Origin of the sequence: Sphingobacterium siyangense (assembly GCF_023277505.1) — a bacterium.
GTDB lineage: Bacteria > Bacteroidota > Bacteroidia > Sphingobacteriales > Sphingobacteriaceae > Sphingobacterium > Sphingobacterium siyangense.
This window is the reverse complement of sequence record NZ_CP080574.1, coordinates 3,734,325-3,746,787: the sequence shown is the minus strand read 5'-3', so window position 1 is coordinate 3,746,787 and position 12,463 is coordinate 3,734,325. Positions and strand designations below refer to the sequence as shown.

Below are 12,463 nucleotides of genomic sequence, written 5' to 3'. Positions count from 1 at the left end.
TATAAATGTGAATCATTGCTGTTGGTAGACGAGGTCTTTGCTCAGGCAGTGTTCTTCCCAGGGTAGTGTTATAAGCCGACTATGTGCATTTTGGGGAATGATACTTTTTGATGTCGGCAGGTAAAAATAATTTTTATTTCCACTGCTTAAGGTATCGCGTAGATCGGGGATCTTTTTGAGGCTGCGCTGCAAGGCATTAAAAAATGCTTTTGCGGATTTGTCCGCTTGCTTCATGATCTGCCGTAAGTGGATAATTTCTCTTGTCCGGTCCGTTTCATAACCACCGCTTCCTGCAATGGTATATTCGGCTACAGGCGAGTCATAGAAGACACCGGAATCTACGCTGGTTTCCTGATCTGAAAAAGGATAGGTGGAAAGGAAAAATCCCTGATAATCTGCTGATGAAAAGCTTTTCAAAAATGCCGACTGATTTTCCTTGTTATATTTCACATAATTCCGCTGGCCTGAACGACGGTTTATCTTCTCAACATAGGCATGCGCCCGATGTTTTTCCATCGTTTCCGCGCAATATTGATAAAATAGCTCCGCTGGTATAGCAATCCAAAAGTATTGGCCCATTTTCTTTCCTATGTTTAATTTAACTTTGATGTGTATTTGCGCAATTGCTGATCGTGTTACTGCGGTATTTCTTCCACCAGAATTTCATTCCCGGCATTATCATAATATGCGCAGGTCATCTTGTCCAAAAAGACAGTCCATTTTTCGATACCACATGTTGCACACATCGCCATAAAAGTGGGGTAGTCTGTTTTGCCCTGTTGATGCTCTTTTAAACCTTTTTTGAACTGTTCAGCGTCAACAGTACCACCAATAGTTAATGGTTCATGACTAGCTGGTGAGCTGGTTTTGTAATGATTATCACCATAATAATCAGCGTGTCCATCTGCAACAAAAACGTCGTAAGTGGTAACCCCTAATTTTTTGATCTCCTGGATATAGGCAGGAAAGTCCGCGCCTGATTTCACTTGGCTATGCGCTGTTTTAATTTGTTCTATTGTAAACATATTTTCTTGATTTACAGTGTTAACCCCTCTCGAATATCCTCCCATTTGGTAGTTAAGTAAATAAACTAAAGAAACAAAGCGCCAACCGAGGTTGCAGAAGTTATCTTATTTTTTATTATCTTAATTGAACTAAAGATAATGAAACAGACGTACAATAATGCTTGAACAGTTCAAAAAACACCTGGATAAATTTATAATAATTTCCAACGATGAATTTGTCGATATAACCGGATATTTTGAGCGGCAGCGCCTTAAGAAGAAAGAAAACGTATTGACCGAAGGGCAGATCTGCAAAGCAAGTTATTTTGTACTGGATGGAATTCTGCGAAAATTTTTTATCAATGAAAAGGGTGTGCAGCAGACAACTGAATTCGCCATTGAAAACTGGTGGATGACGGAGACCTTCTCTTATATCAATCAGACCGCCACAGAATTTTACATCCAGGCTGTACAGCCTACGGAAGTGCTGGTCATTCGCCAGCATGCCTTCGATGATTTGCTGGAAAAGCACCCGGTCATGGAGAAGTATTTTCGCATGGTGTACCAAAAAGCGTATGCTGCAGCACAGATGCGTGTGAAGATGCTTTACGAGCACTCCAGGGAGGAGCTATACCGTCAATTCCTCAAGAATCAGCCTGCATTCCTCCAGCGCGTACCTCAATATCTCGTGGCTTCCTATCTGGGCTTTACACCCGAGTATCTCAGCGAAATCCGCAAAAAGAATTTTTCTTAAACCCGTTTAAGTTTTTCCGGCTCTCCATTTTCCAAATTTGTAGTATCAAATTAAAAAATAAAAATCATGGAAAAACGAATTAACATCAGCACCCATAATTATGAAATCAATTCTTGGCTTCTTTAAATTGGGCAGGTGTAACACCTACCAATTTTTTAAACAAACGGGTAAAATATGAAGGGCTTTCAAATCCCAGATCATAGGCTATGCCCGAAATGTTGCTGTCCGATCCCAGCAATAGATTTTTCGCCTCTTTAATCAGGTAAATATGGACATGTTCGAGAGCGGTTTTTCCGGTTTCCTGTTTAAGAAGATCGCTCAGATACCTGCTTGATAGAAAAAGTTCTCCCGCAAGGTAATTTACGGTGGGCAAGCCTCCTTTAAGGTGTATCTTGCTATCAAAATAGTTCTGTAATACTGTCTGGAACCTTTTTAGCGTGGTTCCCGAAACGTTATTACTTCGATCCACAAACTGTCTTTTATAAAAGCGGTCAGAATATTTTAGGATGGAATCAATATGTGACAGTATAATTTCACGGCTGAATTCGTCGGAGTTTTCGTCATATTCCTTGCGTATTTTTTCATAGAGCTCCCACATGATAACCTCCTCAGCAGGAGATAGGTGCAGGGCTTCATTTATTTCATACTCAAAATAGCCGTAGTTTTTGATTTGGTCATGCAGAATATGGCCGGCCAGATAATCCTCATGAAAAAATATAACAAAACCCTTTTCTGCAAACTGTACATTACTGACCTCAATAATCTGCCTTGGCTTCATAAAAACGGTAGATCCATTACTGTGGTCGTATTTCGTTTTGCCATATAGCACATAGCCCGATTTGATCTTTTTCAGAGCAACCATATAAAAGTCTCCGGTGAACCTGTCTTCTCCGACCGAATAGGTCATAAGTTCTTTACAGGTCATCAGGCTCAATAGTGGATGCTTCGGAGTTTCAAAACCACTTTTATCATGAAGTTCGGTTATGCTTTTATAATGATTGATCTTTTCCAATGTCTCTAATTTTAGGAATTTGCTTGTTGAAATGTTTCAAAATTACATTTTCGTAAATCTGTGCTATTCTTCCGCTGATATGGAGTAGAGCATAGGCCGGTTCTGGATATAACTTTGTCTTATCAAAATAACAAATAATAATTTAAACAATAACAACATGGCAAAGACAATTTTTATAACAGGAGCAACTTCAGGATTTGGAAAACTTTGGACAGAAGCACTGTTGCAACGTGGGGACAACGTGGTCGCAACTTCCAGAAAAGCGAATGCTTTTACAGCATTATCAGAAAAGTATGGCGATCAGTTATTACCGTTACAGTTGGATATTACCGATAGAGAAGCTGTATTTGCTACCGTAAACAAAGCAAAGGAACATTTCGGTCAGCTTGATGTGGTGATCAACAATGCAGGGTATGGCGTTTTTGGTGCAGTGGAAGAAATCGGTGAAAAAGTAGCCCGGGATGTTTTCGATGCAAATCTGTTCGGAACACTATGGGTGACACAGGCAGCACTGCCAATCCTCAGAGCACAGGGACATGGGCATATCATCCAGCTTTCAAGTGTACTGGGCGTATGGAGCCTTCCGACCTTAGGCATTTACAACGCTACAAAATTTGCGGTGGAAGGCCTCAGTGAAGCGCTGGCCAGCGAGGTAAAAGATTTTGGCATCCATGTAACGCTTATCGAACCAAATGGCTATAAAACAGAATTTGGAGGAAGTTCGGCAGTTTTTGGCGATTCGCTCGATGTTTATAATCCGCTGAAAGAAAGCCTAACTAAAATTGAAGGACTTGGCCCTACTGATTACGGTACTCCGGAAGCTACTATTCCGGCTATATTAAAACTGATTGACAGTGAAAATCCGCCGTTAAGATTATTCCTGGGCAAATTGGGTTATGTCAAAACAGAAAAAGTGTATGGTGAAAAACTTCAACAGTGGAAGGAATGGAAGGATGTTTCAGAAGCAGCGCACGGGTAATGCCGTGCTTTTTTACACATTTGGGATTTTTGTCTTTAAAAGATCAGTCCTTAGACGGGGATGAAATTGAAAGATTCAAGTAAACAATAATAAATAATAAGAATATGAAAACTATTACAGTTCCAAACAAAGAACAATTGAGCGAAGAAGCTCAGGTCATTTTATCATCAGTAGAGAAAAAAATGGGCAAGATCCCGAACCTTTATGCTACTATAGGATACTCTTCATCAGCTTTAAAAGCGATGCTGGAAACAGAAGCAACCTTAGCGCATCATTCTTCTTACACTGCAAAGGAAAGGGAAGCGATCAACTTGGTTGTGTCACAGGTAAATAATTGTGATTACTGTCTTGCTGCACATACCATGCTGGCTAAATTAAATGGTTTTAGTGAGGAGGACACTTTAGCAATCAGAAAGGGAGGTGTCGAGGATATTAAATTGGATGCCATCATCAAACTTGCGCAATCGATCGCAAACAATAAAGGTAATGCCGGAAATGCTGCAATGGAAGGCTTCTATAAAGCTGGTTTGGATGAGAAAGCGCTCGTAGAACTTACAGCCTTGGTTGCCCTTAGAAGTTTTACGAATTATGTTTTTGCAAATACCCAGATCCCGATTGATTTTCCGGTAGCGAAAAGTTTATAATAAGTGTTTTAATTGACGTGTTGGTGAGAGCTTCTTTTAGAAATTGAAGGAGCTCTCTTTTTAACTAAGGTGTAGAGCTAAAGCTATATCGTAATTATGTGCTATTCTTCAGCTGAAATGAGTTAGTGTATGAGTATGGATAACGATAATTTTGGATTAACAAAAAAAGAAAAAATAATGAGCAAAATAATTTTTATAACAGGAGCTTCCAAAGGATTTGGAAAATTATGGGCTGAGGCCTTACTTAGAAGAGGCGATAAAGTTGCTGCTTCCGCTAGAAATATTGAAGCGTTGCAGGATTTAAAAGAGAAGTATGGTGACAGCATTCTTCCTGTGAAACTGGATGTTAACAACCGTACAGAAGTTTTTGAAGTAGTGGAGAAAGTAGAAAAACACTTTGGAAGAATTGATGTTTTGATTAATAACGCTGGTTTTGGTTTATTCGGAACGACGGAAGAAACAACAGAACAGCAGGCGAGAGACCAAATGGAAACCAATTTTTTTGGTTCACTTTGGGTAGCACAAGCAATTTTACCGGTGATGAGAAAACAAAGAAGTGGGCATATCATTCAAATTTCCAGCTTTTTGGGTTTAACGACGCTACCGCTTTTAGGATTGTATAATGCTTCAAAGTTTGCCGTCGAAGGATTAATTGAAACGATTGGTTCAGAAACAGCACATTTGGGAATAAAAACAACATTAATTGAACCCAATGGATTTGCAACGGACTGGGCAGGAGCTTCAGCGGTGCAGACTTCTTCGGATATTACCGATTACGATCCAGTACGAGAGGCATTTGCGGAAACAGGGGACAATCCTGATACATGGGGAAAACCTGAATCGACAGTAGACCCAGTTTTGAATCTTATTGACAATCAAAATCCTCCACAAAGATTGTTGTTCGGTAAAATTGCATATCACGTGGTCAATGAGGTTTACACCAAAAGATTGAAAGATATCCAAAATTGGAAAGAGGTGAGCATTGCCGCACATGGGCACTAGATTTATTAGGAATGATCCGCACAAAGAAATTGTTTTCTTGCTACAGTTGTACTGGTTTGCTTTTCTAGCTTAACTTCAGAGAATCAGTTGTAATAGAAAGAGATTGTCGAACATTCTATAAAAGAATAAAATGAAACATTATAAAACCCTTACAGAATTGCACAGCGGAAATGGCTGGGACGCTCCGGAGCATCCGCTCTTCAGTATGATTGGCTGTCAGGCGGCCTTTCCGTTGGGAAATAGGGAATTTACCACAGATTGTTACATTATCGCTTTCAAAAGAATAAAATCAGGGATGTTTATGTACGGACGTACAAAATACGACCACGATAATGGCTGTCTATTTTTTGCCAAACCACGGCAGATCATTGAAATGAAAGACCTTGAATTTGAAGAAAAAGGTTATATGTTGATGATTCACGAAGATTATCTGAACGGTCACGAGCTCTTTAAAAGCATTAACAATTATGGCTTCTTTGACTACGATGTAACGGAAGCGCTGCAACTTTCTCCAAAAGAAGAGCAGATTATTCTGGATCTTCATGCGAAAATTAAGGGTGAATATTTTAATAATCCCGATGAATATAGCCGTGAGATTATCTTGAGTCATATATCATCGATTTTGAAATATGCACAGCGTTTTTACAAAAGACAGTTTGTCGACCGAGAACAGGTTATTGGAAAAATAGCAGCAAGATTCAATGATATCCTTAAAAAATATATTGATGAAGGAGCTCTGGAAAAAAACGGGTTGCCAAGCGTTACCTATATTGCCGAACAGCTGTTTATTTCGCCACGTTATTTAAGTGACGTACTAAAACAGGAAACAGGTAAAACTGCTTTGGAACTCATCCATATATTTTTGACTTCGGAGGCTAAAAATCTACTGAGATTGGGAGAGAAGGGAGTTGCGGAAATAGCCTATCATTTAGGGTAGCAAGGTTTGCAAAGGTCCACGCAGCTTCTGTGGAGTAGGACATATCGATTATAACGTCTTCGACTAGAAATCAGCAGGCAGAACTTTCCTTCTATCTGTAGGTGACGCTCTGTAAGCACGGATCGGGTATATTGGATGAGGTATCTCAGCGAAATACACAAAAAGAATTTTTCTTAAACCCGTTTAAGTTTTTTGGGCTCTCCATTTTTCAAATTTGTAGTATCAAATTAAAAAATAAGAAACATGGAAAAACGAATTAACATCAGCACAACGGAACCACTGGCATTCAAAGCAATGTTGGGATTGGAAGGTTATCTTTCGAAAATTGAGATCGCGCAAACGCTTAAAGAGCTCGTCAAAATCCGTGCATCACAGATCAACAACTGTGCGTACTGTATCAGCATGCACACCAAGGATGCCATTAAAAATGGTGAAAAACCGGAGCGTATCTTTTTGTTGAGTGCCTGGAGGGAGGCTGTGAAATTTTTCACCGAAGAGGAGCAGGCCATACTGGCAATGACAGAGGAAATAACCCTTATCCAACAGCAGGGATTAAGTGAAGAAACGTACAGCAAAGCGTCCCAATTTTTTAATGAAAATCAGATTGCTCAGATCATTATGCTCATCGTCACCATCAATGGCTGGAACCGCATTGCTTTGAGTACGCATCTGGAAATTGAAGATTAAAGATCAGGAATACAGGGAGCTGTAGCAATAAACCAGAAGTATTCCGTTAGCTCCCTCTATTTAAAAATTCCTAAAGGACACAGGCATATCAAAACAGGACATTTCAAAGATTTGATCGGCAGTGGTATCCAAAAATTAGGGCAAGGCCGGGTAACAGCATTGGAACGGAAGGAATTCTGGTACAACATCGCTAACCTTAGGAATAGAACGGAAAGATGAACTCCACAACAAAGAAAAATTGAACTTCACAACAAAACGGCGTAACAGCTATTCCACGAATTTTGTAGCAGAATAAAAACAAAGGGTTATGTGGACAAAAAATAATATACCTGATTTATCAGGTAAAATAGCAATCGTGACGGGATCAAACACGGGCATAGGGTTTGAAACAGCAAAAGCATTGTATGCAGCAGGTGCACAGGTGACCATCGCTGCACGAGATGTACAAAAAGCAAAAAATGCGATCCAAATAATCCAATCCGACACGGCAGGGACCGGAACATTAGACTATGGAAAACTCGACCTCGCAAACATTGGACAGGTTCGGGAATTTGCAGATCTCTTTATGCAAAAGCATACAAAACTGGATATACTCGTCAACAATGCCGGAGTAATGGTGCCTCCAGCTGCTAAAACGGATGACGGATTTGAATTGCAGTTCGGTGTAAACTTTATGGGGCATTTTGCGCTGACAGGATATCTGCTACCGCTACTTAAGCAGACTGCCAACGCACGGGTAGTGACACTTTCCAGCGGGGCGGCTACGTTGGTGGATAGCATAGATTTTGATAACCTCAGATTGGAAAAGAGCTATGACGAATGGCGTGAATATGCGGTGAGCAAACTGGCAGATATCTTGTTCAGCTATGAGCTGGACAGGAGATTCAAAAATGCCCGTATGTCAGCGATTGCTGTGGCGGCACACCCGGGTGTTACGCGCACCGATTTACAGCGGAATATACCGGATGAAAATCTGGAAGGCATGTTTGCTGCATTTGATCAGGTGATGGATCCCTGGCAGGGAGCTTTGCCCAGCTTATTCGCAGCGACAGATGCGTCGGTTGAAGGCGGAAAATTTTACGGACCGGATGGTCCGAAAGAATATGCGGGATATCCGGCGCTATCAAATCATCATACCGCAGCGATGAATGATGAAGCGCTTGCCAAAAGGCTGTGGGATTATGCGGAAAACGCCATACAATTGACCTACAAATTCAAATAATTGATCCGAAATGAACAATCAAACAGTTTTAGTAACCGGTGGTACCGGATTTTTAGGCGTTAATACTATTCTTGCACTACTTGAGCGGGGATTTACCGTAAGAACAACACTACGCACGCTCGCCCGTAAGAACGAAATCTTGGATGCGCTGAGCGAAGGCGGCATCAGCACGTTTGATCAGCTATCTTTTTATCAGGCCGATCTGCTTTCCGACAGCGGATGGGACGAAGCGGCGCAGGGATGTGACTATGTCCTGCATGTGGCCTCGCCATTTTTCGCCGAGCAGCCCAAAGACGAAAACGAGCTGATTATACCTGCCAGAGAAGGTACGTTGAGAGCCTTGAAAGCCGCGAAAAGGGCAGGCGTCAAACGTGTCGTGCTCACATCCTCTTTTGCTGCGATCGGTTATAGCATCGATCCCAAAAATCATGTTTTTACGGAGCTCGACTGGACCGATGAAAACGCACCGATACAGGCTTATATAAAATCAAAAACAATTGCAGAAAAGGCCGCTTGGCAATTTATGGAGGATGCAGCCACAGGTATGGAGTTAACGGTCATTAATCCCGTCGGAATTTTTGGCCCCATCCTCGGCGGTATTTCGTCGGCCTCGCTGGATACTGTCGTTAAGGGTATTGTTGACGGACTCGTCAAGGAAAATGCACCGTTTACATTTGGTGTGGTAGATGTACGCGATGTCGCTGATATCCATATTAAAGCGATGTTACACCCTGAAGCGGCCGGACAGCGATTTCTGGCAACTTCGGAAGGGGCTATGTCCTTTTATGATGTAGCCGAACTGATCAAAAAAGAACGCCCAAAACTGGCCGGAAAAATTGCTTTTCTGCAGCCTACACCACCCCAAGAGTATACAAAGATGTCCAACAAAAAAGCGACAGAAATGCTCGGCTGGCACCCGCGTGCGAAAGAACTGGCGATACTTGCAAGCGTGGACAGTCTAAAATTTAGTCAGGTACAGGATTAAACGTTAGGGATCGGTATATTTGGTAAACCATGAAAGTAAACAACATCCAATCCTGTCACCTGGGTCCAGAGATCTCCCCCGAAAACTATATACCGGAAAACTATTTTCTATATTTATTGAAGGGAGATATGAAGGCTTATGACGGCGAAAAAAACTACAGCATGAAACCGGGCGACTATTGTATCGCCCGGAAAAATCATTTGGTACGTTATACAAAATATAAGGACAATGATGAATTTGAAAAAATCATCATCACCCTGGATGAGGAATTCCTGAAGCGCTTTCTTGAACGCCATGTTTATGAAATTCGGCCATCAGCCATCGGCGACTGCTTTATTTTCATACCGGAAAATAGGTTTATTAAGAATTTTATAACATCCCTGGAACCGTATTATACCGGCGATCTGGAGATCAGTGCAGATTTTGTTGATGTCAAGAGAGAGGAATTACTGATTATTCTGTTAAAATCGAATCCTGACCTCATTCATATATTGTTCAATTTCTCGTTACCTAATCGGATTAATTTAAAGGAATACATGAACAAAAATTTTAGGTTTAACATCAGCCTGGAAAAGTTTGCATTTTTTACGGGGAGGAGCCTATCGACCTTCAAGCGGGATTTTCAACGTGTATTCGGAATGGCTCCGGGCACCTGGCTCAAGAGAAAAAGATTGCAGGAGGCCTATTTTCAAATTGCCGAGCAATCCAGAAAGCCGAGTGATGTCTATCTTGAAGTAGGGTTTGAAGATCTGTCGCATTTTTCTTTTGCGTTCAAGAAAGAATTCGGAAAGACACCAAATGAGGTAGCAAAGCCCGTTTCAAATGGGATTTAATACCAAGTAGCAAAAGTCCAACTATAAAAAACCTCCCCCTGACATTTCATCTACAATGCTGTTCTTGATGCTGAAATAATCGTTAAGGAAACCATCAGATTGCAGAAGAACATTTACTGACACCCTGAACGTAAAAAACATAGAGCCGCCGCGCGCTTTGCAGATTACTTCATCCTTCATCGCCTCAACGATTAATATTCCCTTTTTAACGATACTTTATGCCCGTCCGATGGATAGTAAATTCGGCGGACGGTAAATAGGCCTAGATTTACATCAGTAAACACAAATCAATCATTTAAAATTTAATATTATGGAAATTATTCAAACCTCAGAAAACGCATTGTCACATTCAGCAGTTACAGCAATCATCAATGCACCAATTGAGAAAGTAAATATTGCCGATTGGTTATTGAACCTGCCCGATGCAGAATATCAGCGATGCTCTACCCAGCATATCGGTGCAGCAATCTCCACAACATTTGACGGAGAACCGGTTTCACTTAATGTCGAAACAATAGGAGATGCCTTAATGGTACAGCATTACGTAGCCGTTGTCCATGAACCGGATTACTGTCGGATGCTTTCGATTTCAGACTCAATCACCAAAGGAGGCCGTACAAAAGTTCAGGTGCTTTGGGAGCTTAAGGCCACCAAAATTGACGATAACTCCTGTCTTTACACCAATGAGATCCATGCAACTGCTACTCCTGAAATGCTGGCTTATATCAAAGAAAATGGCATCAATCTTTCGGATGCAGCTGCAGCAAGACAGGCCGCTTCGGATGCACACAACCATGAGGAGACTCCGAACTTTGCTAAAAGTATCGAAAATAAAGCCCTTACAGGAAAGTACAATCAGCCTTTCTAACAGCAAGTAGGCGTACCATTAATTGCGCCTAATAAAACTCTTTTAAAAATGGAAGCGACATTATTTAAACGACTGATCGGTACCTGGACTTTGGTGGAACTGATCGAAGTGAGGCTCGAAAATGGTGATATTTCATATCCGATGGGAAAATCACCCAAGGGTCTCATCATATATAATCCTGACGGCTATATGTCAGCACAGATTATGAATCCTAAGCGGAAGAACTTTAGTCAAGAGCACTGGACCGGTGCTACTGCAGAAGAGTATGTGCAGGAAAGCTCTACCTATTTAGCCTATTCTGGTCCATTTGATACTGATGAAGTAAAACAGACATTAAGTCATACGATGTTTATTTCGCTTTTTCCAAACTGGACCGGTCAAACACAGAATAGGTTGATACATTTTGATAATGAATATCTGTTTTTGGAAAGTGGCAAACCTTTTCTCTCAGCGGGAAAAGAAGTTGTGCACAAACTGAAATGGAAAAGAGCTGAAAATTTAAGAACAAATAATTGAAACATATGAAAGCGGTCGCAATAACAAGCTACGGCGGGCCCGAGGTCCTGCAGCTGAGAGAATTTGAAACACCAATACCCACAGCCGACCAAGTCCTGATCGAAGTAAAAGCGGCGGGTCTCAATAGATCTGATATTTTTCAACGGGAGGGCAATTATCCTCCTCCTGCCGGTGTACCCGCAGACATACTGGGACTGGAAATAGCTGGTATAATCGTAGCATGCGGTCCACAGGTCGCAAACTTTAAAGTGGGCGATAAGGTGTGCGCACTGCTCGCTGGTGGCGGGTACGCCGAATTTGTAACTGTGCGTGAAGGGCAATGCCTTGAAATACCCGCTGATCTCACTTATGCTGAGGCTGCAAGTTTACCAGAGACAGTTTTTACCGTATGGTCAAATGTCTTTCAGAGAGCGGCATTGAAGCCTCGTGAAACTCTTCTGATCCACGGAGGTAATAGTGGAATTGGTATTACAGGCATACAGTTGGCGCATGCGCTTGGGTCACGCGTCGTTGTGACCGTAGGATCAGATGAAAAAGGTCAGAACTGTATTGACCTGGGGGCAGATTTTTATATCAACTATAAAAAGCAGGATTTCGAGAAAGAACTGATGCAGGAAGGTGTAGATGTTATCCTGGATATGATCGGAGGGGACTATGTCCGAAAGAACCTCAATATCCTTAAACCTGAAGGGCGGCTTGTCTATATCAATGCTGTATCTGGCAGTCATGTGGATCTTGACATCTGGCAGATGATGATCAAGCGTCTAACGATCACAGGGAGTACCTTAAGAAGCCGGGAGTATGAGTTTAAGAAATATTTAACAGCCGAAGTTAAAAAAAACGTATGGCCGCTGCTTGAATCAAAAAAGATAAGACCTGTCATTTTTCAGACATTTCCCTTTAGCGAAGCTATTCAAGCACATAAGCTGTTAGAAGAAGGGACGCACACAGGTAAAATTATTCTTGTTCGATAGCGCAGGTCATTTACATTAAAAAAATAACACTAAAAACATACATATT

The 12,463-nt window shown here is 41.4% G+C and carries 15 protein-coding genes; 12 read left to right on the top strand and 3 right to left on the bottom strand.

Annotation, left to right across the window (positions count from 1 at the left end):
• Positions 1-12 precede the first annotated feature (12 nt).
• Both K2F45_RS15565 and K2F45_RS15560 read right to left on the bottom strand, forming a co-directional pair.
• A complete protein-coding gene (locus K2F45_RS15565) occupies positions 13-579 on the bottom strand; it encodes a hypothetical protein (RefSeq protein ID WP_248931800.1) in 567 nt (188 codons plus the stop codon).
• A gap of 56 nt (positions 580-635) precedes the next feature.
• On the bottom strand, positions 636-1,025 hold the full coding sequence (locus K2F45_RS15560) for a DUF1398 domain-containing protein (protein WP_248931799.1): 390 nt from the start codon (positions 1,023-1,025) through the stop codon (positions 636-638).
• A gap of 157 nt (positions 1,026-1,182) precedes the next feature.
• Between K2F45_RS15560 and K2F45_RS15555 the strand changes: the two genes are divergently transcribed.
• The gene (locus K2F45_RS15555; RefSeq protein ID WP_201668976.1) at positions 1,183-1,758 is read left to right on the top strand and encodes a Crp/Fnr family transcriptional regulator; all 576 of its coding nucleotides are present in this window, start codon (positions 1,183-1,185) and stop codon (positions 1,756-1,758) included.
• Positions 1,759-1,864: 106 nt separating this feature from the next.
• Here the strand turns inward: K2F45_RS15555 and K2F45_RS15550 are convergent, their stop codons facing one another.
• Complete coding sequence (locus K2F45_RS15550) at positions 1,865-2,770, bottom strand: helix-turn-helix domain-containing protein (RefSeq protein WP_248931798.1); 906 nt, start codon at positions 2,768-2,770, stop codon at positions 1,865-1,867.
• A gap of 157 nt (positions 2,771-2,927) precedes the next feature.
• On the opposite strand from K2F45_RS15550, the gene K2F45_RS15545 reads away from it, so the two are divergent.
• The 11 genes from K2F45_RS15545 (at position 2,928) to K2F45_RS15495 (ending at position 12,417) form a co-directional block, all read left to right on the top strand.
• Complete coding sequence (locus tag K2F45_RS15545; protein WP_248931797.1) at positions 2,928-3,749, top strand: SDR family NAD(P)-dependent oxidoreductase; 822 nt, start codon at positions 2,928-2,930, stop codon at positions 3,747-3,749.
• Between the two features lie 104 nt (positions 3,750-3,853).
• Entirely contained in the window at positions 3,854-4,393 is a 540-nt protein-coding gene (locus K2F45_RS15540) for a carboxymuconolactone decarboxylase family protein (RefSeq protein ID WP_248931796.1), read from the top strand.
• A gap of 177 nt (positions 4,394-4,570) precedes the next feature.
• Entirely contained in the window at positions 4,571-5,395 is an 825-nt protein-coding gene (locus K2F45_RS15535; RefSeq protein ID WP_248931795.1) for an SDR family NAD(P)-dependent oxidoreductase, read from the top strand.
• 130 nt (positions 5,396-5,525) lie between these two features.
• The gene (locus K2F45_RS15530; protein WP_248931794.1) at positions 5,526-6,332 is read left to right on the top strand and encodes a helix-turn-helix domain-containing protein; all 807 of its coding nucleotides are present in this window, start codon (positions 5,526-5,528) and stop codon (positions 6,330-6,332) included.
• Positions 6,333-6,575: 243 nt separating this feature from the next.
• Positions 6,576-7,019: a carboxymuconolactone decarboxylase family protein gene (locus K2F45_RS15525; protein ID WP_248931793.1), complete on the top strand. Its 444-nt coding sequence runs from the start codon at positions 6,576-6,578 to the stop codon at positions 7,017-7,019.
• Between the two features lie 307 nt (positions 7,020-7,326).
• The gene (locus tag K2F45_RS15520; RefSeq protein ID WP_248931792.1) at positions 7,327-8,241 is read left to right on the top strand and encodes an oxidoreductase; all 915 of its coding nucleotides are present in this window, start codon (positions 7,327-7,329) and stop codon (positions 8,239-8,241) included.
• A gap of 10 nt (positions 8,242-8,251) precedes the next feature.
• Positions 8,252-9,226 carry an SDR family oxidoreductase gene (locus K2F45_RS15515; protein WP_248931791.1) on the top strand — a complete coding sequence of 325 codons (975 nt, stop codon included), beginning with the start codon at positions 8,252-8,254 and terminating at the stop codon, positions 9,224-9,226.
• Between the two features lie 29 nt (positions 9,227-9,255).
• On the top strand, positions 9,256-10,059 hold the full coding sequence (locus K2F45_RS15510) for a helix-turn-helix domain-containing protein (protein ID WP_248931790.1): 804 nt from the start codon (positions 9,256-9,258) through the stop codon (positions 10,057-10,059).
• Between the two features lie 310 nt (positions 10,060-10,369).
• Positions 10,370-10,927: a hypothetical protein gene (locus K2F45_RS15505; RefSeq protein WP_182331722.1), complete on the top strand. Its 558-nt coding sequence runs from the start codon at positions 10,370-10,372 to the stop codon at positions 10,925-10,927.
• Between the two features lie 48 nt (positions 10,928-10,975).
• Positions 10,976-11,443 carry a lipocalin-like domain-containing protein gene (locus K2F45_RS15500; protein WP_201668967.1) on the top strand — a complete coding sequence of 156 codons (468 nt, stop codon included), beginning with the start codon at positions 10,976-10,978 and terminating at the stop codon, positions 11,441-11,443.
• A gap of 5 nt (positions 11,444-11,448) precedes the next feature.
• Positions 11,449-12,417: an NAD(P)H-quinone oxidoreductase gene (locus K2F45_RS15495; RefSeq protein WP_248931789.1), complete on the top strand. Its 969-nt coding sequence runs from the start codon at positions 11,449-11,451 to the stop codon at positions 12,415-12,417.
• The last annotated feature ends 46 nt before the right edge of the window (positions 12,418-12,463 follow it).

What these genes read in the sequence shown, in the direction of transcription:
- K2F45_RS15560 (WP_248931799.1), bottom strand. Translation starts at nt 1,025, where the DNA reads ATGTTTACAATAGAACAAATTAAAACAGCGCATAGCCAAGTGAAATCA.
- K2F45_RS15565 (WP_248931800.1), bottom strand. Translation starts at nt 579, where the DNA reads ATGGGCCAATACTTTTGGATTGCTATACCAGCGGAGCTATTTTATCAA.
- K2F45_RS15495 (WP_248931789.1), top strand. Translation starts at nt 11,449, where the DNA reads ATGAAAGCGGTCGCAATAACAAGCTACGGCGGGCCCGAGGTCCTGCAG.
- K2F45_RS15515 (WP_248931791.1), top strand. Translation starts at nt 8,252, where the DNA reads ATGAACAATCAAACAGTTTTAGTAACCGGTGGTACCGGATTTTTAGGC.
- K2F45_RS15540 (WP_248931796.1), top strand. Translation starts at nt 3,854, where the DNA reads ATGAAAACTATTACAGTTCCAAACAAAGAACAATTGAGCGAAGAAGCT.
- K2F45_RS15510 (WP_248931790.1), top strand. Translation starts at nt 9,256, where the DNA reads ATGAAAGTAAACAACATCCAATCCTGTCACCTGGGTCCAGAGATCTCC.
- K2F45_RS15545 (WP_248931797.1), top strand. Translation starts at nt 2,928, where the DNA reads ATGGCAAAGACAATTTTTATAACAGGAGCAACTTCAGGATTTGGAAAA.
- K2F45_RS15500 (WP_201668967.1), top strand. Translation starts at nt 10,976, where the DNA reads ATGGAAGCGACATTATTTAAACGACTGATCGGTACCTGGACTTTGGTG.
- K2F45_RS15505 (WP_182331722.1), top strand. Translation starts at nt 10,370, where the DNA reads ATGGAAATTATTCAAACCTCAGAAAACGCATTGTCACATTCAGCAGTT.
- K2F45_RS15525 (WP_248931793.1), top strand. Translation starts at nt 6,576, where the DNA reads ATGGAAAAACGAATTAACATCAGCACAACGGAACCACTGGCATTCAAA.
- K2F45_RS15535 (WP_248931795.1), top strand. Translation starts at nt 4,571, where the DNA reads ATGAGCAAAATAATTTTTATAACAGGAGCTTCCAAAGGATTTGGAAAA.
- K2F45_RS15530 (WP_248931794.1), top strand. Translation starts at nt 5,526, where the DNA reads ATGAAACATTATAAAACCCTTACAGAATTGCACAGCGGAAATGGCTGG.
- K2F45_RS15520 (WP_248931792.1), top strand. Translation starts at nt 7,327, where the DNA reads ATGTGGACAAAAAATAATATACCTGATTTATCAGGTAAAATAGCAATC.
- K2F45_RS15555 (WP_201668976.1), top strand. Translation starts at nt 1,183, where the DNA reads ATGCTTGAACAGTTCAAAAAACACCTGGATAAATTTATAATAATTTCC.